This window comes from Flavobacterium bizetiae (assembly GCF_902804475.1).
Classification (GTDB): domain Bacteria; phylum Bacteroidota; class Bacteroidia; order Flavobacteriales; family Flavobacteriaceae; genus Flavobacterium; species Flavobacterium bizetiae.
The window spans coordinates 1-25,813 of sequence record NZ_CADCSU010000103.1 but is presented as its reverse complement, the minus strand read 5'-3'; the positions used below and the strand labels follow the sequence as shown (position 1 = coordinate 25,813).

The 25,813-nt window shown below is 32.3% G+C and carries 27 protein-coding genes and 1 pseudogene; 7 read left to right on the top strand and 21 right to left on the bottom strand.

Annotation, left to right across the window (positions count from 1 at the left end; genetic code table 11):
• Positions 1–5: 5 nt before the first annotated feature.
• The 13 genes from FLACOL7796_RS13705 to FLACOL7796_RS13645 all read right to left on the bottom strand — a co-directional run bounded on the left by FLACOL7796_RS13705 (position 6) and on the right by FLACOL7796_RS13645 (position 12,382).
• Positions 6–452: a GNAT family N-acetyltransferase gene (locus FLACOL7796_RS13705; RefSeq protein WP_173971328.1), complete on the bottom strand. Its 447-nt coding sequence runs from the start codon at positions 450–452 to the stop codon at positions 6–8.
• Between the two features lie 674 nt (positions 453–1,126).
• Positions 1,127–1,987, bottom strand: a complete 861-nt coding sequence (gene atpG / locus FLACOL7796_RS13700; RefSeq protein ID WP_078006589.1) for an ATP synthase F1 subunit gamma — start codon at positions 1,985–1,987, stop codon at positions 1,127–1,129.
• A 90-nt stretch (positions 1,988–2,077) separates the two neighbouring features.
• On the bottom strand, positions 2,078–3,655 hold the full coding sequence (atpA, locus tag FLACOL7796_RS13695) for a F0F1 ATP synthase subunit alpha (RefSeq protein ID WP_053472983.1): 1,578 nt from the start codon (positions 3,653–3,655) through the stop codon (positions 2,078–2,080).
• Between the two features lie 38 nt (positions 3,656–3,693).
• Positions 3,694–4,227 (bottom strand): ATP synthase F1 subunit delta, encoded by a 534-nt coding sequence (gene atpH / locus FLACOL7796_RS13690; protein WP_173971327.1) that lies wholly within the window; start codon positions 4,225–4,227, stop codon positions 3,694–3,696.
• A 4-nt stretch (positions 4,228–4,231) separates the two neighbouring features.
• The gene (locus tag FLACOL7796_RS13685; RefSeq protein WP_173971326.1) at positions 4,232–4,732 is read right to left on the bottom strand and encodes a F0F1 ATP synthase subunit B; all 501 of its coding nucleotides are present in this window, start codon (positions 4,730–4,732) and stop codon (positions 4,232–4,234) included.
• Between the two features lie 89 nt (positions 4,733–4,821).
• Positions 4,822–5,019 carry an ATP synthase F0 subunit C gene (atpE, locus tag FLACOL7796_RS13680; protein ID WP_008465835.1) on the bottom strand — a complete coding sequence of 66 codons (198 nt, stop codon included), beginning with the start codon at positions 5,017–5,019 and terminating at the stop codon, positions 4,822–4,824.
• A 32-nt stretch (positions 5,020–5,051) separates the two neighbouring features.
• The gene (gene atpB, locus FLACOL7796_RS13675; protein WP_173971325.1) at positions 5,052–6,227 is read right to left on the bottom strand and encodes a F0F1 ATP synthase subunit A; all 1,176 of its coding nucleotides are present in this window, start codon (positions 6,225–6,227) and stop codon (positions 5,052–5,054) included.
• Positions 6,228–6,345: 118 nt separating this feature from the next.
• Positions 6,346–6,759, bottom strand: a complete 414-nt coding sequence (locus tag FLACOL7796_RS13670) for a hypothetical protein (protein ID WP_232067378.1) — start codon at positions 6,757–6,759, stop codon at positions 6,346–6,348.
• Between the two features lie 37 nt (positions 6,760–6,796).
• A complete protein-coding gene (locus FLACOL7796_RS13665; RefSeq protein ID WP_173971323.1) occupies positions 6,797–7,024 on the bottom strand; it encodes an AtpZ/AtpI family protein in 228 nt (75 codons plus the stop codon).
• On the bottom strand, positions 6,999–7,403 hold the full coding sequence (locus FLACOL7796_RS13660) for a bactofilin family protein (protein ID WP_173971322.1): 405 nt from the start codon (positions 7,401–7,403) through the stop codon (positions 6,999–7,001). The genes FLACOL7796_RS13665 and FLACOL7796_RS13660 overlap by 26 nt, the downstream gene beginning before the upstream one ends.
• A 10-nt stretch (positions 7,404–7,413) precedes the next feature.
• Complete coding sequence (gene porW, locus FLACOL7796_RS13655; RefSeq protein ID WP_173971321.1) at positions 7,414–10,023, bottom strand: type IX secretion system periplasmic lipoprotein PorW/SprE; 2,610 nt, start codon at positions 10,021–10,023, stop codon at positions 7,414–7,416.
• Positions 10,024–10,111: 88 nt separating this feature from the next.
• Entirely contained in the window at positions 10,112–10,807 is a 696-nt protein-coding gene (locus tag FLACOL7796_RS13650; protein WP_173971320.1) for an ABC transporter ATP-binding protein, read from the bottom strand.
• A 114-nt stretch (positions 10,808–10,921) separates the two neighbouring features.
• Positions 10,922–12,382, bottom strand: coding sequence for a DUF5687 family protein (locus tag FLACOL7796_RS13645; RefSeq protein ID WP_173971319.1), 1,461 nt, complete (start codon positions 12,380–12,382; stop codon positions 10,922–10,924).
• Positions 12,383–12,510: 128 nt separating this feature from the next.
• On the opposite strand from FLACOL7796_RS13645, the gene FLACOL7796_RS13640 reads away from it, so the two are divergent.
• From FLACOL7796_RS13640 to FLACOL7796_RS13630, 3 genes are all read left to right on the top strand, one after another.
• Positions 12,511–13,563 carry a ferredoxin--NADP reductase gene (locus FLACOL7796_RS13640; RefSeq protein WP_173971318.1) on the top strand — a complete coding sequence of 351 codons (1,053 nt, stop codon included), beginning with the start codon at positions 12,511–12,513 and terminating at the stop codon, positions 13,561–13,563.
• Between the two features lie 374 nt (positions 13,564–13,937).
• Positions 13,938–14,246, top strand: a complete 309-nt coding sequence (locus FLACOL7796_RS13635) for a hypothetical protein (RefSeq protein ID WP_173971317.1) — start codon at positions 13,938–13,940, stop codon at positions 14,244–14,246.
• Positions 14,247–14,398: 152 nt separating this feature from the next.
• A complete protein-coding gene (locus FLACOL7796_RS13630; protein WP_232067377.1) occupies positions 14,399–14,788 on the top strand; it encodes a hypothetical protein in 390 nt (129 codons plus the stop codon).
• A gap of 89 nt (positions 14,789–14,877) precedes the next feature.
• Here FLACOL7796_RS13630 and FLACOL7796_RS13625 read toward each other — a convergent pair whose 3' ends face one another.
• Entirely contained in the window at positions 14,878–15,885 is a 1,008-nt protein-coding gene (locus FLACOL7796_RS13625; RefSeq protein WP_173971315.1) for a glycosyltransferase family 9 protein, read from the bottom strand.
• Positions 15,886–16,120: 235 nt separating this feature from the next.
• Positions 16,121–16,726: a DUF4254 domain-containing protein gene (locus tag FLACOL7796_RS13620; RefSeq protein WP_121327958.1), complete on the bottom strand. Its 606-nt coding sequence runs from the start codon at positions 16,724–16,726 to the stop codon at positions 16,121–16,123.
• A 111-nt stretch (positions 16,727–16,837) separates the two neighbouring features.
• Between FLACOL7796_RS13620 and upp the strand changes: the two genes are divergently transcribed.
• The gene (gene upp / locus FLACOL7796_RS13615; protein WP_173971314.1) at positions 16,838–17,491 is read left to right on the top strand and encodes a uracil phosphoribosyltransferase; all 654 of its coding nucleotides are present in this window, start codon (positions 16,838–16,840) and stop codon (positions 17,489–17,491) included.
• Here upp and FLACOL7796_RS13610 read toward each other — a convergent pair.
• Complete coding sequence (locus tag FLACOL7796_RS13610; protein WP_173971313.1) at positions 17,486–18,415, bottom strand: DUF6427 family protein; 930 nt, start codon at positions 18,413–18,415, stop codon at positions 17,486–17,488. The two genes, upp and FLACOL7796_RS13610, sit on opposite strands and share 6 nt — an antisense overlap.
• A 141-nt stretch (positions 18,416–18,556) precedes the next feature.
• Between FLACOL7796_RS13610 and FLACOL7796_RS13605 the strand changes: the two genes are divergently transcribed.
• Positions 18,557–18,787 carry a DUF6341 family protein gene (locus FLACOL7796_RS13605; RefSeq protein WP_041519835.1) on the top strand — a complete coding sequence of 77 codons (231 nt, stop codon included), beginning with the start codon at positions 18,557–18,559 and terminating at the stop codon, positions 18,785–18,787.
• Here the strand turns inward: FLACOL7796_RS13605 and purD are convergent.
• Positions 18,779–20,053, bottom strand: a complete 1,275-nt coding sequence (gene purD / locus FLACOL7796_RS13600; RefSeq protein ID WP_173971312.1) for a phosphoribosylamine--glycine ligase — start codon at positions 20,051–20,053, stop codon at positions 18,779–18,781. The two genes, FLACOL7796_RS13605 and purD, sit on opposite strands and share 9 nt — an antisense overlap.
• Before the next feature lie 132 nt (positions 20,054–20,185).
• Between purD and FLACOL7796_RS13595 the strand changes: the two genes are divergently transcribed.
• On the top strand, positions 20,186–21,496 hold the full coding sequence (locus tag FLACOL7796_RS13595) for a phenylacetate--CoA ligase family protein (protein ID WP_173971385.1): 1,311 nt from the start codon (positions 20,186–20,188) through the stop codon (positions 21,494–21,496).
• A gap of 41 nt (positions 21,497–21,537) precedes the next feature.
• On the top strand, positions 21,538–22,065 hold the full coding sequence (locus tag FLACOL7796_RS13590; RefSeq protein ID WP_173971311.1) for an ORF6N domain-containing protein: 528 nt from the start codon (positions 21,538–21,540) through the stop codon (positions 22,063–22,065).
• Positions 22,066–22,400: 335 nt separating this feature from the next.
• Here the strand turns inward: FLACOL7796_RS13590 and FLACOL7796_RS13585 are convergent, their stop codons facing one another.
• From FLACOL7796_RS13585 to FLACOL7796_RS13570, 4 genes and pseudogenes are all read right to left on the bottom strand, one after another.
• Positions 22,401–23,168 (bottom strand): glycosyltransferase family 2 protein, encoded by a 768-nt coding sequence (locus tag FLACOL7796_RS13585; RefSeq protein ID WP_173971310.1) that lies wholly within the window; start codon positions 23,166–23,168, stop codon positions 22,401–22,403.
• A gap of 33 nt (positions 23,169–23,201) precedes the next feature.
• Entirely contained in the window at positions 23,202–24,185 is a 984-nt protein-coding gene (locus FLACOL7796_RS13580) for a UDP-glucuronic acid decarboxylase family protein (protein ID WP_041519840.1), read from the bottom strand.
• A 1-nt stretch (position 24,186) separates the two neighbouring features.
• Positions 24,187–25,311, bottom strand: a complete 1,125-nt coding sequence (locus tag FLACOL7796_RS13575) for a glycosyltransferase (RefSeq protein ID WP_173971309.1) — start codon at positions 25,309–25,311, stop codon at positions 24,187–24,189.
• Positions 25,304–25,813 (bottom strand): annotated as a pseudogene (locus tag FLACOL7796_RS13570) (hypothetical protein); the annotation flags it as partial. The pseudogene FLACOL7796_RS13570 and the gene FLACOL7796_RS13575, both read right to left, overlap by 8 nt.

Genomic DNA, 25,813 nt, shown 5'->3' with positions numbered 1-25,813 from the left:
TAATTTTATTGTGTTAGTTTTTTTTCGTCGAGAATTTTAACAAAATGAAAACCTTTCGGGCCATAGCCTTGGTTATAATAAAAGCGATGGGCTGCAAAATTTCCCGTAAAAGCATCTAAAACTATAGAACTGCAATCCAGATCTAAGGCTTTTTTTTCGATATAATCTGTCAATAATTTCCCTATTCCTTTAGAACGATGATCAGGGTTTACCACAAAATTATCTATTTCGAGATATTTACCTGTCCATAATTTTGTCGCCGACCAACAACCCGTAATTCCGACACAACTATCCTCCTCAAAAACTGCAATCTGAATATAATTGTGAGGCACCATCTCAGAAAGATAAGCCTGGTATTTTTCAATCGATAAATCAGGATATAAAAATCGTATGGTATCTATCTGATCAACCATTGCTTCTATAGTAGTGAGCTCTTTTATTTGTAGTTTCATTGTAATAAAAAAATAGACATCAAAAATACTCATTTTTCTATTGCCTGTTATAAGACTTTATAACCGTATGTGTGAAATTTATAATAAAGTTAAAAAATTGTATAAATAATTCGAAGTACTTCTATCCTAACTTTGTATCAAAGGGAATGAGCAAAGCTAAAATACAACCCTTAAAAAAAAGCAAAGCACCGGGACTAATAAAGCTTGTTTGTTCCCATAAAAGACAAAGCAAAGGGATTGATTCTGCTGAAATGTAACCCTCAAAAAAACAGAGCATTGGGACTAATAAAGCTAGTTTGTTCCCATAAAAGACAAAGCACAAAGGGATTGATTCTGCTGAAATGTAACCCTCAAAAAAACAGAGCATTGGGACTTATAAAGCTAGTTTGTTCCCATAAAAGACAAAGCACAAGGGAGTGATTCTGCTGATATGTAACCCTCAAAAAAAACAGAGCATTGGGACTGATAAAGCTAGTTTGTTCCCATAAAAGACAAAGCACTACAGAGGTGATAAATCTGTCAATAATTTTATAAAATGGTAACTGATTCTCGGTTTTTGATTGAATTGAGAATCACCATTTTATAAGTTTAAAATTAGAAAAAACTAAAACTACTATATAAAGAAAAAGACCCGATAATTACTTATCGGGTCTTTTTTGTATGTCTTGAATAAATTATCCGTTCAAAGCTTCTGCTCCACCAACGATCTCAAGGATCTCGTTAGTAATAGAGGCCTGACGTGCTTTATTATAAGTCAATTTCAATTGGTTTCTTAATTCAGTTGCGTTGTCAGTTGCTTTGTGCATTGCTGTCATACGTGCTCCGTGTTCTGAAGCAAATGAATCACGAATACCTTTGTATAATTGTGTTTTTAATGATTTAGGAATCAAAGTTAACACAATCTCTTCTTTTGAAGGCTCGAAAATATAATCTCCAGTAGAAACCGGTACATCAGATTTAATTGGCGCTAACGGTAAAAATTGTTCTGTCTGAACGATTTGTGTCGCAGCATTTTTAAACTGATTGTAGATCAATTCGATTCTGTCGTATTCTCCAGATAAAAATTTCTGAGTCAGGTTATCAGCAATTCCGGCAACATTTTCAAAAGTTAAATGATCGAAAATTGCATTATGGTGACCGTGAACTTTATGAGATTTACTTAATACATCATTTCCTTTTTTACCAATAGGAAAAACATCAACTTGTTTTCCGGCATAAAAAGCAGAACGATTTTTAACCTCTTTAATAATATTTGAATTGAATGCACCACATAAACCTCTGTTTGAAGTTATAGCAACAAGCAATACTTTTTTTACTTCACGTTGTGTTGTGTAATCTCCTCCAACTTCACCATCAAGTGTAGCTGAAAGGTTTTGCAACAACTCCGTTAATTTCTCGGCATAAGGGCGCATCGCAGTGATTGCATCTTGTGCTTTCTTAAGCTTTGCAGCAGAAACCATTTTCATTGCCGATGTAATTTGCATCGTCGATGAAACGGAAGTAATTCTATTACGGATTTCCTTTAAATTTGCCATCTATTAATTAGAAAATGTGACAATTTGAAAATTAGATAATTAGAATGATGTTAAGACATTTTCTAATTATCTAATTAACGAATTATCTTATTAGTTATATTTTGCTGAAATTTCTTTTGCTGCTTTTTCGATAACGTCAGTAATGTTGTCATCTAATTTACCAGCTTTCAAAGCGTTAAGCGTATCTTTATGTTTACTGTTTAGGTAAGCTAAGAAATCTGCTTCAAACTCTTTTACTTTATTTACAGGAACGTTTCTTAATAAGTTTTTAGACCCAGCGTAAATAATAGCTACTTGATTTTCTACAGTATAAGGATCATTTAAACCTTGTTTCAAGATCTCAACGTTTCTTTTACCTTTTTCAATTACGTTTAAAGTAACTGAATCTAAGTCAGAACCAAATTTAGCAAAAGCTTCTAATTCACGGAATTGAGCCTGGTCTAATTTTAAAGTTCCTGAAACTTTTTTCATTGATTTAATCTGAGCATTACCTCCAACACGAGATACAGAGATACCTACGTTAATAGCAGGACGAACTCCAGAGTTAAACAAATCTCCATCAAGGAAAATCTGACCATCTGTAATCGAGATTACGTTTGTTGGGATATATGCAGAAACGTCACCAGCCTGAGTTTCGATAATTGGTAAAGCAGTTAATGAACCACCACCTTTTACGATAGACTTGATAGAATCTGGTAAATCGTTCATGTTTTTAGCAATTCCGTCATCAGCAATTACTTTACAAGCACGCTCTAATAAACGAGAGTGTAAGTAGAAAACGTCTCCAGGATATGCCTCACGTCCCGGTGGTCTTCTTAATAAAAGAGAAACCTCACGGTAAGCAACAGCTTGTTTAGATAAATCATCATACACAATAAGTGCAGGACGACCTGAATCTCTAAAGTACTCTCCAATTGCAGCACCTGCGAAAGGAGCATAAACTTGCATTGGAGCTGGATCAGAAGCATTAGCAGCAACGATAACTGTATAAGCCATTGCACCTTTTTCTTCTAACATTTTAGCGATTCCTGCTACAGTTGAAGCTTTTTGTCCAATTGCAACATATATACAGAATACAGGTTTTCCTGCATCATAAAATTCTTTTTGGTTTAAGATTGTATCGATACAAACAGTTGATTTACCTGTTTGACGGTCACCAATTACAAGCTCACGTTGTCCACGACCAACCGGGATCATAGCATCTACTGCTTTTACTCCTGTTTGTAATGGCTCAGTTACTGGCTGACGGAAGATAACACCAGGTGCTTTTCTTTCTAAAGGCATTTCGTATAAGTCTCCACCAATTGGTCCTTTTCCATCAATTGGAAAACCAAGAGTGTTTACTACACGTCCTACCATTTGCTCACCTACTTTAAGAGAAGCAATACGTTGTGTTCTTTTTGCTGTTGATCCTTCTTTGATTCCAGTTGATGGTCCTAAAAGTACCACACCAACATTGTCTTCTTCAAGGTTCAATACAATAGCTTCAAGTCCGTTATCAAATTCAACTAACTCACCATATTGTACATTCGATAGCCCGTAAATACGAGCAATACCGTCTCCAACTTGAAGTACTGTTCCTACTTCTTCTAGCGTAGCACCAGATTCAAAACCTTCTACTTGCTTTCTTAATATTGCTGAAATTTCAGCAGGTTTGATTTCCGCCATCTTAATTTATAATTTAGACACTTTTATGTGTAATAAAACTAATTACTTAACTCTCTTTTTAATACCTGCAATCTGTTTGCAACAGATGCATTGTATTGTTGATCACCTATTCTTAAAATAAATCCTCCAATGATTGATGGATCTACGATATTTTCTATTGTTACTTTTTTATCTGATAATGTTGCTACTTTTGCTAAAACTTTAGCTTCTAAAGCTGCATCCATAGGAATTGCTGTTGTAACTTTTGCTACTTCAACGCCATTTCCTTCATCAAATAATTTTTTATATTCTAAAGCAATTGCTTCAAGAATTTCAAATCTTTTGTTTTCAAATAATAAATGAAATAAACCTTTGGTTACTTCATTTGCATCTGCAAAAACTTCTAAAAGAGCACTTTCTTTAACTTCAACTTTTGTAGTTGGGTTTTGAATAAATGTACTCAATTCTACATTTGTATCAATTGCTGTAGCAATCGACTTCATATCGTTATTAACAGCTCCGGCAACACCTTTAGAGTTTGCTAAGTCTAGAATTGCTTTTGCATAACGAATTGCTGCTCTTGTACTTGCCATAATATTAGTTTAGCTTTACGTCACCTAACATTTTCTCTACTAATTTAGTTTGAGATTCTTTGTTAGATAATTCTTCTTTCAACAATTTTTCAGCAATGCTTAATGATAAAGTAGAAACTTGTAATTTCAATTCAGCCATAGCAGCATTTTTTTCACTTTCGATAGCCGCTTTTGCCTGCTCGATCATTTTTTGACCTTGCTCTTGAGCTTCGTGTTTAGAATCAGCAATCATTTTCTCTTTCATTTCACGAGCTTCTTTTAGCATCGCGTCACGTTCTGCACGAGCTTCATTCAAAATTCTTTGATTGTCAGCTTGTAAGTTTTCCATTTCTCTCTTTGCATTTTCAGCAGAAAGTAATGCATTTTTAATACCTTCTTCTCTTGCGATAATAGATTCCATAATTGGTTTCCAGGCAAATTTTACTAAAAGTAAAATTAAAACCAACAAGATTAAAGCTTGCCAAAAGAATAAACCGAATGAAAAATCGTTAATTAACTTATCCATTTTATAACTATATTAAATATTTAATTTCTTTTTTTAAAAGTAACAACACCTTTAACCAACCGTTAAAGATGTTGTTAGTTCTTTCTTTATTATTTTCCTAAGATTAAAGCAGCAAATGCTAAACCTTCTAATAAAGCCGCGATAATAATCATCGCAGTTTGAATTTTACCAGCAGCTTCTGGCTGACGAGCAATAGCGTCCATAGCAGATCCACCGATTTTACCTAAACCTAAACCTGCTCCGATTACTACTAATCCAGCACCTACTAAAGTTGGAATTGTTCCCATAACTATTTATATATATAAAATTAAACTTCTAATTAAATGATTGCAGTTTCATCTTCGTGATGATGTGCGTGATCATGATCCTGAACAGCCATACCAATAAACAATGATGATAACATTGTGAAAATGAAGGCTTGTAAAAATGCAACTAAAACTTCGATAACCGAAATAAATAATGTTAATCCTAAAGAGATTGGCAAATCTGCAGCTAAATTTTTACCTACAAAGATCATTGCGATCAAACTCATGATTACTACGTGACCTGCAGTAATATTTGCATACAAACGAATTAATAATGCGAATGGTTTTGTTAATGTTCCTAAGATTTCAATTGGAGCTAAAATAATTTTCATTGGTACAGGAACTCCCGGCATCCAGAAAATGTGTCCCCAATAATCTTTGTTTGCACTAAATTGTGTAATAATGAAAGTAAATGCAGCTAAACAAACTGTAATTGCAATATTTCCTGTTACGTTGATTCCTAGCGGAGTCATACCTAATAAGTTTAACACCCACACAAAGAAAAATACAGTTAATAAGTAACCCATATATTTTCTGTATTTTTTCTCACCAATATTAGGAATAGCAATTTCATCTCTGATGAAAATGATAAGCGGTTCTAATACTCTTCCAAATCCAGTTGGGATTGGTCCTTTTTTATATGATTTTGCTAAACCAGTAAACATTATGAATAATAATACTGCAACAAAAAGCATTGACACTACATTTTTTGTAATAGAAAAATCTAATGGCTTTTCGTTTTCAGGATGTCCGTGCTCATTAAAAGTAATGGTACCGGCAGCATCTGTTTTGTAAATTTTACCGTGAACTAGTTTGTAGAAGTTTCCATCAACTTCTGCAACTTCTTCACCGTGGTGTAATTTTGAAGAAGAGAAAATTTTCAATCCTCCGTCGATAAGAATAACGGGTAATGGGAAACCATAATGTTTATTTTCTTTTTCATCTGAGAAGAAAACAAAATCATGAGAATCTTGTAAGTGATGATCAATAAAAGCGTCTACTTTAGCTTTTGGATCCAGAGCTTCATGCTCACCTTCTACGGGAACGTTATGCGAAATTACTTTCTCTTCATGAGCAGTTTCAGTCTGTACATGCGTTGAGTCATTCTCTGAATTTGCAAAACTCATTACAGGAGAACAAGCTACTAAAGCTGCAAGAATAAATTTGAGCGGTTTGTTGGAAATCACCATATCTGTTAAAAATCTTATTTTTTACGTTTCTAAAATTTGGTGCAAAGGTACATTTTTTATTAATATTCAAAAGGATATGAAAAATTATTTTTGAACCCTTTTTTACAGAATCCCTATTTTAACGCTTTTCATTTAATAATCGGACAGTTAAAAGCGTCTCAAATAACAAAAACAAAATAAATGTTATAAAAAAATTGATTTTTTCAACCATTACCTCTGCACTATGGTTTTCTAAAATCGGTCTTAAAATTACATATCCTATTAACATTTGAGTAAAAGTTCCGAACAGGAAAGCCATTCCGACAATCTCAAAATTTTTCTTTTTTACTATTAATAGTATAAGGTACATTAATGCGGATAATCCGAAAAAAATCAAATACAAAAATTCTATACTATAATAGAAGGTTTGCGTATTTAAATCTAAAACTAAAAAAGCCGCTTTATGCAAAACATATGCTGCCAAAGCAAAAAAGAATAATTGTAAAAAGGATTTGTAATTTTTTAAATGCATTTGAAAAATAATTTTATGCAAAGATGCACTTTTTATCAAATGCTTTCAATGACAAAAATCACTTTGTCTTATTAATGTCATTTACCTGGCGTATAACATTATATAATGCCAGGCCAACGCCCAGCATTACAAAGATTGTATTGTAGTATACTTTTGGACTTGGATGATTTTCATCTAACCATGTACCGAAATAAGAGAATAAAAAAATAATAATTCCCATTTGCACGGGAATATTAATAAGCGGCATCCATTTATTCCTTCTATTTTTGTTCGGCTCCTTTTCCATCTTTTAGCGTTACTTCTTTTGGATTATTTGTTAACATCGTACAAGTCGCCGTAAACTCTGCTCCAGGTTCAATAGACAGCTTTCCTACCGCAACTTCACCATGAATTTGCGCAGATGCCTTTATATTAAGTATCTCTAAAACTTTTATTTTTCCTTGAAATTCTCCTTCGATATCAGCATTATTGCAAACTATTTCTCCTCTTACAACGCCTGAGGCTCCTATAACTAATTTTCCTTGCGAAGTAAAATTTCCTATCAATTCGCCGTCTAATCTAAAATCAGCTTTAGAAACAATATCACCTATTATAGAGGTTCCTTCAACAATTCTATTTGTTTTTCCTAAAAGTTCTGTTCCGTTTTTTTTAACTTTATCAAACATGGTATGGGGATTATGGGGTTTTTGGGGCTAAGTAGGCTTCGAGATTTTTCTTTATTTGAATCAACTTATAATTATCACTTGATATGATAATAGGCTGATTTGATATTTGATATTTTTTATCATCTCTAAAAACTCCAGAAACATCTTTGGCATAAGCCTCTGATTTTAAACCATGAACAACGATAAAACTTTCTGTTTTATTGTATCTGTCAAAAGAAGTGGTTAGTCTTTCATAATTTTCAACCAACAAAAAGACTTTAATTGCTTCTTCAATTTTTTTACGGGTTTTAGAATCATTATTAGGAACCAGGTATAAAATTTTCCAGTTTTTAGTGTCAACAGATGTAAAATCAAGTTTTTCTAAACCTGGAATTTGTTTTTCTAAAATTTCTCTGGCGTTTTTACCTTCGTCGCTATTTGGATAATTATCAGCAACTGTCTCTAAACCATTTTTATAAGCCGCAAGACCGTTTACTTTTCCTAAAGTATTTGCTTTTAGCAATTCATATTTAGAAACAATTTCGTCTCCAGAATACTGATTGATTAAATTATCTATATTATCTAAAACGGTATCAAATTGTTCCTCCTGAAATAGCTTATACCATTTTTGATACTCTTTATCTGCAGATGCTAAATCTTCTGAATTGGTGTTATTTAAAATTTGTGCGTATCTCGAATTTGGATATTTAGAACTAATATCCATTTTGATAGCTTCAGCTTTTGCCGGATTTGTAATTTGGTATATTTTGTACAAATTATACATCGATGGCAAAATCAATTTTTCTTCAGGATTATTTTTCAATAACTGTTCTAATTTATCACTTGCCAAATTATACTCCTTGAATTTCTCTTTATAAATAAGTCCTAACTGGTAGTAGGCAAAATTACGCTCTACCCCAATACTATCCATCGCAGCTTGTGTTTTTGGAAGTTGTTTTTCGTAAAAAGCAGTTGTATACTTTTCGATTACAATAGAATCTTTTAATTTATTCGCCGCATCCAAATCGTTATTGATTGTATCGTTCATTGCCGCATTATTGGCAGATTTTACTGCAGCCAATCTCCAATTTCCGCCCAAAGTCCTGTTACCCCACAATTTTTTGAATTGCAATTTTCCGTAAGCAACTGTTGTTGGGTTGTAAAAATAAAAGGTACTTCCTGAATTATTTCCTGGCGGCATAATACCTTCAGGATCTGAAGGTGGTTTGCCAATAGAATTAGGATTTATAGCTGTTGGCTCGCTTCCTAAATTTGTATTACGATCTATATTGGCTAATCTTTCCTTTTCTTTTTCTTCTAAAATACGTTTTGCTTCATCTTTCTTTTTAAGTTCGGCAATGTAATTTTCAAAATATAATTTTCTGTCGGGTGCAGGTAAACCGTATACCTTAATAATACTATCGTTGCGTTTTGCAATTCCTTCGTACTTAATTACGTTATCTAAATTTTTTCTGTTTTTTTGAATAAATGCATATTCCCTTGTTTTAGGATCTAATTTTACTAATGTACTGTCATAATATTTGGCAGCCATTGTATAATTGGTATTCTTAAAATACATGTTCCCAATATTTCTATAAGTCGAAGCTACCAGATACGGATCTTTAGATTTTCTGAACAGCGATTTGTTATAGAAAATCAGCGCACTATCCTGTAATTTATAATTATCATAAAAAACACCCATTTGATAAAAAAGAATATCATAGTAAGGTCGGTTTTCACGGTCTGTAACTAGCTTGTTAAAAGACTTCAGAAACATTTGCTTGTTATCATTTTTATAATCAAACATTTCGGCCTTTTTAGCATAGGCGTGCATCATATATTTACGATCGGCTTTTCGATTCATATCGATTACACCATCATAAAAATAACTTGCACTGTCTTTTTTGCCGGCTTCCTGATACATCTGCCCTAAAATAAAGCGGTAACGTGCTCTGTCTTCGTTTACTTTTGTAAATTCTTCGGCAACTCTAAGTCTGGAAACCGCGCTGTCTTTTTGTTCTAAATTTAAAAAAGCTTCTGCCAGTAAAGCATTTGCATCAGAAAAAGTCTGTTTGTTTAAATCTGTATTTTTTAATAATAGTTTAATATTTTTTAAAACAATAGCATCATTCCCTAGCCGCATATTTGTTTTCTCACGCCAAATTTTTGCCGTGTAGATATTACTGCTGTTTGGGTATTTATATAAAATATAATTGAATGCTTCAAGTGCCGGAATAAAGCGCTGATCATAGTATCTGGCTTTTCCAAGCATTAAATAAGCTTCGTCGATTTGTGAATTTCGCTCTCTTCCTCCAATATTCATGGAGTGTTTCTGGATGGCTTTTGTTGCCTTGGTTTCTGCCTTTTCGAAATCCGGATTTTTAGCTTTTTCTTCTTCAGAAAAATTTTCATCAACCTGCATTTTTTCTATAGGCAGAGTCTTCCAGAAGTTATCCTGATTGTTGGCCTGAATTGCATGTAAACCTTTTTCAAGACCAATTCCCCCGTTGTACAAAATGTTGTATTTTGTACTTAAGGCGTGTGAATTTCTAGCTAAAAAAGTGTTTTTCTTGGTAGAACAGGCTATCAAAAGAAACAAAAAGACAAGAAAAAAACTATATTTAAGAGTATTCTTTTTCAATAGAAAAGATTTTAAATCAATTAACTGCTAAAAAGGATTTTTAGTATATTGACTTGTAAAAATACGCTTCTTTTTGAAATATAGAAATTTAAACCGCAAAAAACAATTCCAGTTCTTGTAAGGTTTCTTTTGAAGTTTGAATATCTTTTACCACTTCGCCTTTATTAAGAGCTACAATTCTATCGCAAACCTCTACTGTATGCTGCAAATCATGACTAGAAACCAATACGGTAACATTAGGATTATCGGCCAGATCTTTTATTATTTTTTTTAATCGGCTTACGGTTGTAGGATCTAAATTTGCGAAAGGTTCGTCTAAGATAACTACTTCAGGATTACCTATAAGTGTGGCAATAATCCCCACTTTTTTCTGGTTTCCTTTTGATAAATCTCTTAAATATTTTTTGTTATTCAGGATTTCTCCATTAAAAAATTCTTCATGTTGTTTCAATAAAGCATCAATATCGGCTTTATTTTGATGACGTAAATCTCCAATAAAATAAAAGTATTCCTCTGGAGTTAAATATCCTATCAAAAAACTTTCGTCAAGAAAAGATCCTGTAAAAGATTTCCAGTTTTCGCTGGTATTTACCTGAATACTATTGTTTGTAATATTTCCTGTAGAAGGCTGAATAAGATCTAATAACAAACTAAAGAAAGTAGTTTTTCCTGCTCCGTTATTACCTACTAAACCAAAGCTTTGTCCTTTTGGAATTTCAAGATTGTTAATGTTTAAAACTGTTGTTCCGTTATATTGTTTTGAAAGTTGATTTACTTGTATCATGGTGATTTTAGATTTTAGATGATTGATTTTAGATTAAAAAATCTCTTGCTTGTTGTTTAAGTTTGGTTGCAATTGGATAAAATTTTCACATTATCAAATTGGCACATTCTCTAATTAGTTTTTTTGTTTGTAAGCACTTATCGTGCTGTATTTCTCGATTTTATACCTTTTTTCGATTAAAGAAAAAACTTTGTCTTTTAAGATAAAACCTAAAACTCCGGCACCTGCCACTAATGCTAAACCGATGGTTTTGTTTCCTAAATGAAGGCCAATAGCATAAAGTCCTAAAGGCAATAATAATTTTGGCAAAGTCAATAACATTGCACTGGCATTAAAAGCTTTTTTATCTCCAAAAGCACCGCCGGCTGAGCTTAAATCGATTGGTGTTTTTGTAAATGCTCCGCCCAAAAGTACTAAATGCGAGTTTACACCAATGTTATAAATGGCTCCAACTACAATAGTTAAGTAAATTTCCCATCCGAAGAAAAGATAAAAAGAAGCGATGATTGTCGAAATAATAGTACCAATAACTATCAGCCACCATTTTGAAGTAATATAACCGCGATACGGAATATTCTGTGTCATCATTAATTGATAATACGAACTATCCCAGCTTGGTACAAACTGACCAAAGACAAATAAAAATCCTCCTGAAACAAAGATTCCTGCAAAAATATGCATCACTTCCGGCTGATGTGTGTTTCCGAAAAAGATGAAACCGTAGAACAAAAAGAAAACACTCATAAATATGGTTGTTTTTGACCTTTTGTTTCTCTTAATCAATTTAATATCATTTTTTAGAAAGGTTCCCAAAGTCCCAAACTGATTCAGCCAGGAAAGATTTTCTGTAGTCGCAATGTCTTCTTTTTTAGAAAGTCCTGCATCTAAAAACAGGTTGTTCTTAAAATATTTAAATGTAAATAAATACAATCCGGCTAATACCAAAACTGGAATTATAAACAATCCTTTTGTTTCATAAAATCCCTGAAAAACAGGCGTTGTAAAGGTCGTAATATCAAATATTTTATAATATTGAGAGGCGCCCAAAGCCATAATTATTCCAATAAAAACAACAAATAATTTATCAATATTACTTAAAATAATATTCAGGAAATTGTTGATATATACTAACGAAAATGCGGCTAACAGCCAAAAAATAATCCCCGTAATGTCGTAACCTTCCATGGCTAGCACAATCGAAAAGGGAATGAAGAAAAGGGCATGAACCCAGTTAAAAAAAGACAAAGCTGTTTTGCCTAATGAGAAATGAACAATGGTTGGTTTCTTGAAAGGTAAAACCAATAATGGTTTGATATTCAATACCGGGATTGCCTGCATTAACAAGCGAACAGCGAGATCAAACAGAAAATAATAAATTAGAAATTGGTTGATGGTTGATAAGGGTTCGAGATTCATTTTTCTTAATACATAAAATGCTCCAACGCCCATTCCGATAAAAAGTACCGAAAAATAAACCATCAAAAAACCAATTAAAATTTTCATTGCCACGTTTGCACCAAAGGATGCTGATCTCGTAAAGGCTTTCCATTCTAGATAAATAAACTTTTTAATCATGGTTATTTGGTTTTCAGTTTTGTAGTAAGAGATCAAATGTAACCAAACGTTACAAAAAAAGTTAAAAATAATTATTTCGTGCCTGACATTTAATCTCCGTTTGCTACTTTTGCATAAAATATACAATCATGCCTTCATTCTTAAAACTTATAATTAAAGAGGTAAAACGCGAAACAAAAGACGCGGTTTCTGTACTTTTTAATGTTCCTGAAGAACTAAAACCAGACTATAAATTTATAGCCGGACAATACATAAATTTAAAATTAACTCTTGATAACCAAGAAATTCGTCGTGCTTATTCTATTTGTTCAGCACCAGAAAGCGGTGAATTAAGAATTGCAGTAAAAGCAGTAAAAAACGGTTTGTTTTCTCAATTTGCGAATACCAGACTTAAAGCGGGCGATGTTCTTGAAGTAGGTCATCCTGAAGGGATATTTACTTTTGAGCCAGACGCAGAAAGACAAAAAAACTACGCAGCTTTTGTTGCCGGAAGCGGAATTACTCCTGTACTTTCGATCATAAAATCAGTTTTAAAGAGTGAACCAAAAAGTTCATTTATATTGGTTTACGGAAATAAAACTCCAGAAGACACTATTTTTTATCAGGAGTTACATGATTTGCAATTGCAATATGTAGGTCGCTTTTTCGTGCATTATGTCTTTAGCCAGGCTAAAGCCGAAAATGCATTGTTTGGAAGAATCGAGAAATCTTCGGTAAATTTTGTTTTGAATAACAAACACAAAGAATTACAATTTGATAAGTTTTTCTTGTGCGGACCAGAAGAAATGATCAATACGGTTTCTGCTATTTTAAAGGAGAAAAACGTAAAAGAATCAGCTATTAAGTTTGAACTTTTTACTTCATCATCTCAGGAAAATGAAATAAAAGCTTCACTAGAAGGACATACAAAAATTACTGTTTTAGTAGATGATGACGAAGTTTCGTTCGAAATGTCTCAAAAACAAACCATATTAGATGCGGCTTTAAAACAAGGAATCGATGCTCCATATTCTTGCCAGGGCGGAATTTGCAGCAGCTGTCTTGCTCGTGTAACTTCTGGAAGTGCCGAAATGACTAAAAATTCCATTTTAACAGATAAAGAAATCGCTTCAGGTTTAATTTTAACTTGTCAGGCGCATCCAACATCAGAGTCTATTTATGTAGATTATGATGACGTGTAGAAAGTTTTCAGTCTCAGTTTACCGTCACAGTTATAAAAAAGGGTTTGCAATGCAAACTCTTTTTTATGTCTACTAATTACTGAACACTGCCAATGCTACTAAATCTTGTTTTTTTGTTTTATTATTTTTTTAATCTTTGTCAAAGCTTAAAAATATTTCACACAAAATAACCACTATTATTGTCATCCCGAGGAACGAGGGAACTCCACAAGTAGCTCTACAAAGATTGGCGATTTTGATTGCGAAGTTTTTTACTGAGATCCGTCGTTCCACGGAATGACAAAAAATAGTAGACAATCTTTGTCAAAGTTTAACACTTTGACAAAGAGGAGAAATTGGAATTTGGCATTTAACAAAATGAAAATTTAATTAACATGAGATCCGTACGAGAAATTTTTAAAAGTAAAGAATATCTTTTAGACGAACCTGAAGTAGAGAAACTTGTAGAATACTGCGAAGAATTGCAAGATGAAATTGTTGATCTTAAATTTCAGAAAACCAATAATAAAGAACTTGCCATGCTGGATATGCTCAAAGAAGTAATAAAAGGCTGTAATGCTATCGAAAAAGAGCAAATGGAACACGAACGATTTGGTTATGAAGCGCCAAATTATGAAGCTACAATTTCGAATCTTAAAAATTATATTTACAGCAGATGTAGAGACGAGAAAATTTGGCTTTAATTGGCATTGAAATAAAACCAAAATATTGCTAAAATATTGCCGATTTTTTATTATATTAGAGGTGAAATTACAGTAATCGCAATCTCCCCTTTTGTGAAATTGTAGAGCTAAATAAGATTTGTCAACACGTTTAAATATTAAATATCATGGCAATGCATCATTACCTCCGTCTATCTTTTATCGTACTTTTTGTAATAACCTCTTGTTTTTGTATTTATTTTATAATTAAAAAAAGAAGAAACAGAAAAGCGCCTAAATTACTTTCGGCAGAAAAATATAATTCATCAATGAGCGAAGGAATGAAAGAAATATCATCAAAAGATAGTTTTTTTAATATTTGGCCCTATGTGAGCGAATTAAAAGCTGCTAAAATTTTATCGAAAAAAATTAAAGAATCTGAACTGGTACATAAGGTTTACCGAAATTCAACTGAAGATTTTGAGCACATTTTGCTCGCTACAGAAAAAGAAAATCATTTTGTAGAAGTTGTAGTCGATAGAAACAAAAAGAAAGCAATGGGATATCTTTTTCTTGATTTATAAACAATTAAATTCCAATAAAAAAAATCCAAATTCCAACTTTTACAATTGGGATTTGGATTTTTTTTATTGAGATTTTAGCCTCCTATAATTTACAAAAGACTCTGAATTTTATTTACAATTTCATCCGGAAGTATGGTTCTCATTGCATCCTGATAACCTTCGACAATTTTGTTTCCGTAAACTGATGTTGGCAATTGCGGATATTGATTTCGGTCTGAAATTAAAGCATTTTCCATCGTTTGATTGAAAGGCAAAAATCCTGCATACGGATGTGTTGCGCCCCAAAGTGTGATAACTTTTACGCCCAGCATTGCTGCAATATGTGCGTTTCCGGAATCCATAGAAAGCATTACCTCGAGCTTACTAATAAGCTGTAATTCTTGCTGAAATTTAATTTTTCCGGCCATATTGATTACATTTTCAAATGGTTTTGCAAATGATTCCAGTATTTCGATTTCTTTCTTTCCTCCTCCAAAAAGTACTATTTTATACTCTTTATTAGCTGCCAATTTTGCAATCACTTCCTGCATTAAATCTTGCGGATAAACCTTAGAATCGTATTGTGCAAAAGGTGCAATGCCTATTAATTTTTGGTTTTTGTCGCCAATAATTTCGAGAATTTCTGAACTTAAACTTGCCTTCTCAGGGAAAGTTGGGTTGGATAAATTTAAAGGAAAACCAAGTTCCTGAAACACTTTTGCATGTCTTTCGAACATAGTTGGCAATTGCCTGAATACTTTATTTTCGGCGCGTGTTAGCTCTTTTTTACCTTCACGACCTTTGTCAACAGTGGCTCTTTTTTTTCCGCTTAAAGCGAAAAGTAAACTCACAATTTTTGATCTTAAAACATTATGAAGATCTGCAAAAGCATCAATTTTAAGCTTTTTCACGTCTTGAAACAGTTTCAAAAGTCCCGCAAAACCTTTGTGACATTCTTTTTCATCAAAAGCAAAAAAGTCAAGATTCGGGATTCCGTCAAAAAATGGCTTGAAAAACGGACGTGAAATTACGGTGATTTTTACCTCTGGATACTGTTTTACAAAAGCGCGTAAAACAGGAACCGTCATGGCGACGTCTCCCATTGCGGAAAGTCTCATGACGGCTATATGCTTAATTTTACTAGACAATTTCTTGATGTTTTTAAATTCACGTCTTTTTCCGGTTCTGTATTTTTAGCCCAGATTGAAATGAAAATCCCGGAGCAAAAAAAATAAAGTTTCTTGTTTAAAAAAAGCGACCAACGGAAGCTCTTTTTTTAACAATAGAAACTCTATTTTTTTGTGTCCCGATAGCTATCGGGATGAAATGGAAAGCTGGAAATAGCTCCAGAAATTATTTCTTATTTTGGTATAAAACAGGATTTAATTCATCGTCGTTGTACATTTTCATTTGTTTGTACACTTTCATGAATTTATCTCCGTTTTCGATATCTGTAAGCAAATCATCAATCGCTGTTGATAAATCGCTTCTTTGTTCTAAAAGGATGTTTAGTTTTTCCTGACATTTATCTCTGTGCTCTTGTGAAGCCTCTGCACGAGTAGCTTCTTCATGCATATGATAAATTTTTAATGCCAGGATCGACAATCTGTCAAAAGCCCAAGCCGGACTTTCTGAGTTGATTTTTGCACCATCTTTTACTTTTACATCGCTGTATTTTTGTAAAAAATAGCTGTCGATATATTCTACCATATCAGTACGTTCCTGATTTGAAGCATCGATTCTTCTTTTTAAGGTAAGAGCTGCTACAGGATCTATTTGCGGATCACGAATGATGTCCTCAAAATGCCATTGAACAGTGTCAATCCAGTTTTTTAGATATAACAAATGCTCGAATTTATCCTTAGGGTAAGGATTGTTTATAGGTTGATCTACATTATCAAATTGATGATAATCCTTGATGCTTTGTTCGAAAACAGAATATGCTAATTTTGAAAACATGTCTTTATTTGTTAGAGTTACAAAGATACTTTTTATACTTTTATCGTGCGAATAAAACGATGAAATTTTCGTTATCGTACTGTAACCCATTGATAATTCTAAATTTTTATTATGAAAATCCATTATATTTCTGAAAATAATAGCGTATTAAATCACTTTTTAGGTCAAATCAGAAACGTAAGCGTTCAAAACGATAGTATGCGTTTTAGACGAAATATTGAGCGAATTGGCGAAATTATGGCTTATGAACTTAGTAAGGATTTGTCGTATAAAGAAGTTGAAATTGAGACTCCGCTTGGTATTAAAAAGACAACCGAAATTGAAAGTGATTTGGTTTTATGTTCAATTTTAAGAGCCGGATTGCCGCTTCATAACGGTTTTTTGAATTATTTTGATCATGCCGAAAACAGCTTTGTATCGGCTTGCAGATATCATCCTAATAATGATCACGAATTTGAAATTCGGGTTGAATATCAGGCTGTTTCAAACATCAATGATAAAACGGTTTTATTGCTTGATCCGATGTTGGCAACGGGGCAATCTATTGTAGCGGTTCATGAAAAACTGATTCAAAATGCTACTCCAAAGGAGATTCATATTGTAGTGGTTATTGCTGCACCAGAAGGAATTGCTTTTCTTGAAGAAAGCCTTCCGGACAATTGCCATTTATGGGTGGCTTCTCTCGACGAGAAATTAAATAAGAAAAACTACATTATTCCTGGTCTGGGAGATGCTGGTGATCTTGCTTACGGAAGTAAATTATAATTGAGAGAAATAGGTAAATAAACTACACAAAATCAATACATAAAAAACAATCTCGTTGTTGAGTTTTTGCTGCATATACTCGACGTGGCTTGCTGCCATAATGGTTAACGGGGCAATACTAAACAACAATAAATCATTGCTTTTGTCTGGCGACACAATGTAAACAAGGGCTGCTATAAAAAAACAGGCTATGATCTTTTTGTATGATGAATGTACGATTTGAGGCCTGTTTGACAATGTAGTTAACATTGATGTTACAAAAAACAAAGCGACTGCAACGTATATTGAAAGTGCTCCGTTTTCGTAATTATTCTTGAAATAAGTAATGTTAAAATCGATTACGGCACGTTTCTGAAAAAATTCAATGATATCGATATGGAATATCAGCGCTATCAATAAAAAGATTATTGATACGGCTAAAAGCGCTATAAAAGGTAAAATCCAGTTTCTATAATCTCTTGAAACGTGAAAAATGATGGATATAAATACCAATATCAGGAAAAGAATACACCAAAATTGAAATAAAGCGGCTATTAAAATCCAAAAAGAGGCATCGAATATTTTTTCTTTTGAAGCTTTTAGGGATTGCAGCGAAATTAATCTTCGAAGCGCCAGCAAAATAAAAAAGTTGGCATAAACGACATTCGAATTATTAAAAATCGTAGGAAAGAATAATATAAACAATAAGTAGAAAAAGATCGCGTAACCGTTGTCTTTACTGAGTCCGTTCTTTTTTACGATAAAATTAACCAGGAAAAAAGAAGCTAAAATAAAGAGCAGCACACTTACTTTTTGGAACGCCAAAAAATAAGAACTCACCCATGATGGATCTTTAATTTGAAAAATAAAAAAGAAAACCAGTATTAAAATTACGACCAATGAATAATTTAATGGCGTAGATTTTTTAAAAACACTTGTTATCATAAGGATATTTTATACTTTTGTGATTGTAAATATAATACTTGTTTAAAAAGGAAAACCCAACAAGTTGAAAAAAGATTCTGTTATCTGAATTTTAACTTCAATGCGTTACACAACAATAAATAACATATAATTTTATAAATTATGACAGCTTTTTTCGAAGGAATTCAATACTTATTCGTTAACATTTTATTTGCTCCACTTGACTTTTTACGTCATTTAGAACTTATTACTTGGTTTGGTGCTAATACTATTAACTGGATTTTTATGATCATCTGCGCATGCGCAATCGTTTATTGGATTAAACAATTACGCATTTTTGATGACGCCGGAACAGAAAATCAAGATACTACAGCTCACTCTTTTTTAAAGTAAGTCGAAGCCAATATCTTTTCTAAAATACATCTTATCAAAATTTAGTTTATCTATATTTTGGTAAGATTTTTTTATGGCCTGTTGAAAATCGTCTCCGTAAGATGTTACAGTCAATACACGTCCTCCATTACTAACGACATTATTGCCATCTAATTTTGTACCCGCGTGAAAAACTATAGAATCTGTAATATTTTCTAATCCTGTAATAACTTTTCCTTTTTCAAAATCTTCAGGATATCCACCAGAAACTACCATAATTGTAGTCGCACTTCTTGGATCAACTTCTAATTCGAAAGTATCTAACTTTTGATCTGCAACTGACTGGAACAATGCAACCAAATCAGATTTTAATCTTGGCACTACAACCTCAGTTTCAGGATCTCCCATTCTCACGTTGTATTCGATAACGATTGGTTCGTTTTTTACATTGATTAAACCAATGAATACAAATCCTTTATATTCTATTCCGTCTTTCTGGAAACCTTCGATTGTTGGTTTTACGATACGAGTTTCGATTTTTTCCATCAAAACAGCATCAACGTAAGGAACTGGAGAAACTGCTCCCATTCCGCCTGTATTTAACCCTGTATCACCTTCTCCAATTCGTTTGTAATCTTTTGCTGTTGGAAGAATTTTATAGCTTTTTCCATCAGTTAAAACAAAACAGCTTAATTCGATTCCGTCAAGAAACTCTTCGATTACTACTTTAGAACTTGCTGCTCCAAATTTTTCGTGAACCAACATGTTTCTTAATTCGGTTTTAGCTTCTTCAAGATCCTGAATAATCAAAACTCCTTTTCCTGCTGCTAATCCGTCTGCTTTTAAAACGTATGGAGGTTGTAAAGTTTCTAAGAAATCACATCCTTTTTCAACTGTTTCGGCAGTAAAACTGTCGTAAGCAGCAGTTGGGATGTTATGTTTCATCAGGAATTCTTTGGCAAACTCTTTACTTCCTTCTAATTGAGCCCCTAATTTTGATGGCCCAATAACCGGAATATGTTGTAAACTTTCGTCGTTTTTAAAATAATCGTAAATTCCTTTTACCAAAGGATCTTCTGGCCCTACGACCACCATTTTTACATTTTCCTGAATTACAAATGCTTTAATCGCATCAAAATCTGTTGGAGACATTGCAACGTTTGTAGCAATTGCAGCCGTTCCCGCATTTCCTGGTGCAACAAAAAGTTTTTCGCAAAGCGGACTCTGAATCATTTTCCACGCAAAAGCATGTTCTCTTCCGCCTGATCCCAATAGTAAAATTGTCATGTGTAGTTGTATTTAGTTGTGGTGCAAAAATAATTGCTTTTGTACGTAAAAAATAATTAAATCTTAAAAACTTGTTCATTCTTCTGTGTTAGTAATTGGATAATATTATTTTTGATGAAAATTTATCCTCAAATGATTTCTCTTTTTGATATTTCGCTTCGATTAAATGGTTTTCCTGTAAAGAAAGCCAAAGCAGAATTGGATGAAATTGTGAATTTATCTGAAGAGGAATATGTTCTTTTTCTTCAAAACAAAAAAAAAGAAATTGTCGATTTTCATTTGAAAAATAATCCTTTCTACAAAAATTTAGTTAGAAATAAAACAGTTGAAAAATGGGAATATTTACCAATTTTAAACAAACAGAATCTACAAAAACCTCTTGAAGAACGGCTTTCAAAAGGATATTCCAGAAAAGATGTTTACGTTAATAAAACTTCCGGGTCTAGCGGAACTCCTTTTGTTTTTGCTAAAGATAAATATTCTCATGCTTTAACGTGGGCTTCGAACATTATGCGTTTTGGATGGTTTGGTATTGATTTTAATCATTCGTACCAAGCTCGTTTTTATGGTATTCCTATGGATTTTATTGGCTATCAAAAAGAACGTCTTAAGGATTTTTTGACGCATCGTTTTCGTTTTCCGGTTTTTGATTTATCAGATGAAGTTTTGGAAAAATTTCTAAAAAAATTCAAAACGAAAAAATTCGATTATATCAATGGTTATACGAGTTCTATCGTTTTGTTTGCTAAATATTTGGAACGAAAAAATATTGTTTTAAATGAGGTTTGCCCAACGTTAAAAGCTTGTTTTGTTACTTCAGAAATGCTTTTTGAGTCAGATAAAAAACTTTTAGAAAAACAATTCGGAATTCCGATTATCAATGAATACGGAGCTTCAGAACTTGATTTAATTGCTTTTGAAAATCCAAATGGAGAATGGCAAATAAATGCAGAAACCCTTTTTGTCGAAATTCTTGACGAAAACAATAAAATTCTCCCTTACGGGGAAGAAGGACGAATCGTGATCACTTCTTTATTTAATAAAGCTCATCCTTTTATACGATATGAAATTGGCGATATTGGGATTTTAGACGAAAAAAGCACGCCACAAAAACCAATTCTAAAAAAACTAATTGGCAGAACTAATGACATTGCTATCTTGCCAAGCGGAAAAAAATCTCCTGGATTGACCTTTTATTATGTAACCAAAAGCATCATTGAAGATGATGGAAATGTCAAAGAATTTATCATCAAACAAACCAAATTAGATTCTTTTGAAATTGAATATGTTAGTGATTTTGAATTGAATAAAACTCAAATTCAAAAGATAGAAAAGGCAATCTCCTTGTATTTAGAGCCTAATTTAAACTTTAGTTTTAACAGAAAAACAGTTCTGGGAAGAAGCAAAAGCGGAAAACTAAAACAATTCAAATCGTATTTATAAATATAAATAAAATCTTACATTTGTTTTTTTAATTAAAACCTATGGAGGATCAATCTTTACTTTCTGAAGAAACAATTTCTAACAAAATATATTTTATTCGCGGTCAAAAAGTAATGCTTGATCGTGATTTGGCTTTACTTTATGGTGTTGAAACACGAATTTTAAAACAAGCTGTCAAAAGAAACATTTCTAGATTTCCTGAAGACTTTATGTTTGAACTTAATAAATCAGAATTTGAAAATTGGAAATCACAAATTGTGATCTCCAATTCTGAAAAAATGGGTTTACGCCATATACCAGCGGCATTCACTGAACACGGTGTTCTTATGTTATCAAGCATTCTAAAAAGCGATAAAGCAATTCAAACTAATATTCAAATCATGCGTATTTTCACAAAGGTGAGACAAATGCTTTTGGATACGACAGAAATTAAGGTTAATATTCTTCAGATTCAAAAGAAGTTAGAGAATCACGATAAGAATATTGAATTGGTTTTTTCTTATTTAGATGAATTGACTGAAAAGAAAGAAGATGAAAATGAAAGAGTAAAAATTGGTTATAAAAAATAATACATTCTCTAAGGTCACAAGTTGTGACCTTGAAAACTTGATCTCACAATTTTGTGACCTCAAGTTTTTAGGTTTGACCTTACCAAAATAGGATTTGAAGATTGGAGGACGCAAATTGCGACCTCCAATTTTGGCAACCATTCTTTAAGATAACATTTTGTGATCTTAAAGAATGGTTGTTTAAACTTCTCTGAACAGAATTTAATAATTGGAAGTCACAAATTGTGACCTCCAATTTTGATGAATATTCTAATCTTGAAGTCGCAAATTGCGACTTCAAGATTTAAAATGGAAACCGATTTCTTCAAGGTCACAAATTGCGACCTTGAAGAATACTATCCTTTCTTTATATATTTTGGCTTAATAATCAATTGAGTGAATAAAAATCGGATCATTAATAAAACAGAAAACACAAAATTAAATCCGTGAAAATTTTTGTAAACACCAAAATTGTGTTTTATCAATTTAAATTTTGAAGACGAAATGGAATCTTTTCTTATTCTGTAAAACGCCAAAGATTCCGGAACTGGTTTTGTTTCTTCGATTTGTTTTACAATACTAAGCCACAATCTCCAATCTTGTCGCTTTTGCGTGGCTTCAATTATAATTTTCCCTAAGTAATCAGAATCATAGATCGCGGTTAAATTGCCAACATAATTGCAAAAAAACAATTGATTGTAACTTAGGTTTAACGGTGCTTCAACTCGTCTGTTTAAATTGTTTCCTTCTTCATCAATACAATCATAAAAACTAAATGTAAATGGTAAATTATTCTCTTTTAAAAACTGAATCTGTTTTTCTAATTTAGACGGAAACCACAAATCATCAGCATCTAAATAAGCAATATATTTTCCGATTGCTTTTTCTAAAGCAATATTTCGTGCAACTCCATTTCCAGAGTTTTTAGCTAGTTGAAAGAGTTTTATCCGATTATCTTTTTCAGCAAAATCTTTTATAATTTCTACTGTTTTATCTATAGATGCGTCATCAACTAAGATTGCTTCCCAGTTTTGATAACTTTGATTTTGAACTGATTGCAAAGTCAATCCAATGAACTTTTCAGTATTATATGTTGGGATTATAATAGATACTAATTCGCTCATTAGATTGTAATGTCTTCTGGACTTATGCTTTTATTACTTTATATAACTCGAAAAATCTTTGTGTTCTTCTTTCGATAATTCTTCTTTAGAAAGTGATCTGAAATAATCGTAGGTAATTTTCATTCCTTCAGAACGGCTTACTTTTGCTTCCCAACCCAGTAACTCTTTTGCTTTTGTAGTATCTGGCTGGCGTTGTAAAGGATCATTTATTGGTAAGGGATGATAGACTACCTTTTGATTGGTTCCGGTTAATTTAATGATCTCTTCTGCAAAATCTTTAATTGTGATTTCGTCTGGATTTCCAATATTTACCGGATATACATAATCTGAATGCAATAATCTGAATATACCTTCAACCTGATCATCAACATAACAAAAAGAACGTGTTTGCATCCCGTCTCCAAAAATAGTTAGATCTTCTCCGCGCAAAGCCTGACCAATAAAAGCAGGAATTACACGTCCGTCATTTAAGCGCATTCTTGGTCCGTAAGTATTAAAAATACGTACGATTCTGGTTTCTACACCATGAAAAGTATGATACGCCATTGTTATTGATTCCTGAAAGCGTTTTGCTTCATCATAAACGCCACGCGGTCCAATTGTATTTACGTTTCCGTAATATTCCTCGGTTTGTGGGTGAACTAACGGATCTCCATAAACTTCAGATGTTGAAGCAATCAGGATTCTTGCCTTTTTAACTCTTGCTAATCCTAATAAATTATGTGTTCCTAATGATCCTACTTTTAAAGTCTGAATTGGAATTTTTAAATAATCAATAGGACTTGCCGGCGAAGCAAAATGCAAAATATAATCTAAATCACCAGGAATATGAACAAACTTGGTAATATCATGATGGTAAAATTCAAAATGTTCTAATTTGAATAAATGTTCTATGTTTTTAAGATCTCCCGTAATCAGATTATCCATCCCGATAACATAATATCCTTCTTTAATGAATCGGTCGCACAAATGCGATCCTAAAAATCCTGCTGCTCCGGTAATAAGTATTCTTTTCATATTATTTTAATTCTTCTCTATAAATAGATTCAAGATTGTTGATTTTTTCTTTAATGTTATGATGTTTTAAAAATGTTTCTTTTGCATTTTTTGAAAACTCATAATGCAAATTCTCTTCCTTTAATAACTGAATAATTCTTTGACTAAATTCTTGTGTATCGTCATTTTTTACACAAAATCCATTGTAATCATTTTTAATTAAATCGCGATTACCATCACAATCTGAAACTACATTTGGAATCGATAATGCCAAACTTTCTATGACAGCATATGGCAAACCTTCATATCTTGATGCTGAAATATATAATTTTGCTTTGCTAATGATATGCAATACGTCTTCTCTCGAAGTCCAGTTAAGAATTGTAACCTTTTCTTTTAAATTTAATTTTAAAACTAAATTTTGAACAATCTCCAATTGATCTGCATGATGTCCAACACCTATTAATACCAAATGTATATCTTCGGTTTTATTAAGTTCATGCATAACGCGTACTAATTCTTCAGTATTTTTTTGATAACATGGTCTTCCTACTGTACAAAGATACTTGTCGGGCCATGTTTTTGGTATAGAAAGTTCATAAATTTTTTCGATTGGAGTTATCGCGTTATTAAAAAGTGCTGTTTTAGATCTAGAATAGCCTACCTCGTCAATCGCTCTTTTTAATTCTGATTCAGATGAAGCTAACAAAACAGATTTCCCTTTTGAGAGTATTTTTTCGATGAATAAATATGTTATTCTTTTTATTTTTTTATCAGTACTTAAATATGAAAAAGCTTGTGGTGTATGAAGTACTTTAACATCTGTAATAAAACCTATAATTCTGGCAATAACACCACCTTTTGTACTATGCGAATGTATTAAATCTGGTTGTTCTTTACGAATGATTTTTAAAGCTTTTACAATTGCCTGATAATCATTTTTAATAGAAATTTTGCGATGAATTGGTAATTGATATTCTTTTATTGATTTTGAATTTTTATCCTCAAATAAAACCTGAGTATCAGAATCGCCATGAAGTACAATATTTTCAAAGTTTAATGTGTCAATGTTTTGAAGTATTTGTCGCAATGAAACATCTACACCTCCAACGGAATGCAAAATATGGGCAATTTTAATTTTACTCATTTATTTTGGTCTTTATATGCGATAAAATTAAAATAAATATACCAACAAGATAACATCCAAATTGTCGATAAAAGATATTCTCAACGCAAAAAAACAATAAAAAAGAGACTATAATTGCCGTTTGGAAAAAATTCTTCCTCACTTCTATAAATAATTTAATAAAAAATGCCACAAATAATCCTAAACCTATTAAACCTCCTATCAAATATAAATCTATAAATTGATTATGAGAATTGAATTTTTCTGTTAAAAAATATTCTTTTTTAGAAATATTTTCGATCGTATTGGCATAACATTCTAAAAAGTTATTAGATATTTCTTTATAACCTTTAAATCCAATTAAAGAATTATAATCCGACTTTTTTGTCATTGAGTAAGCACAATTCCAGATTACAATTCTAGGCTCATAATCTGATGCTACTTTTAACGATTCTTCGAGATTACTCTTTACAAAAAAACGTTCTGAAATGTTTTTATTGGTTAAAACAATCAATACAAAGAA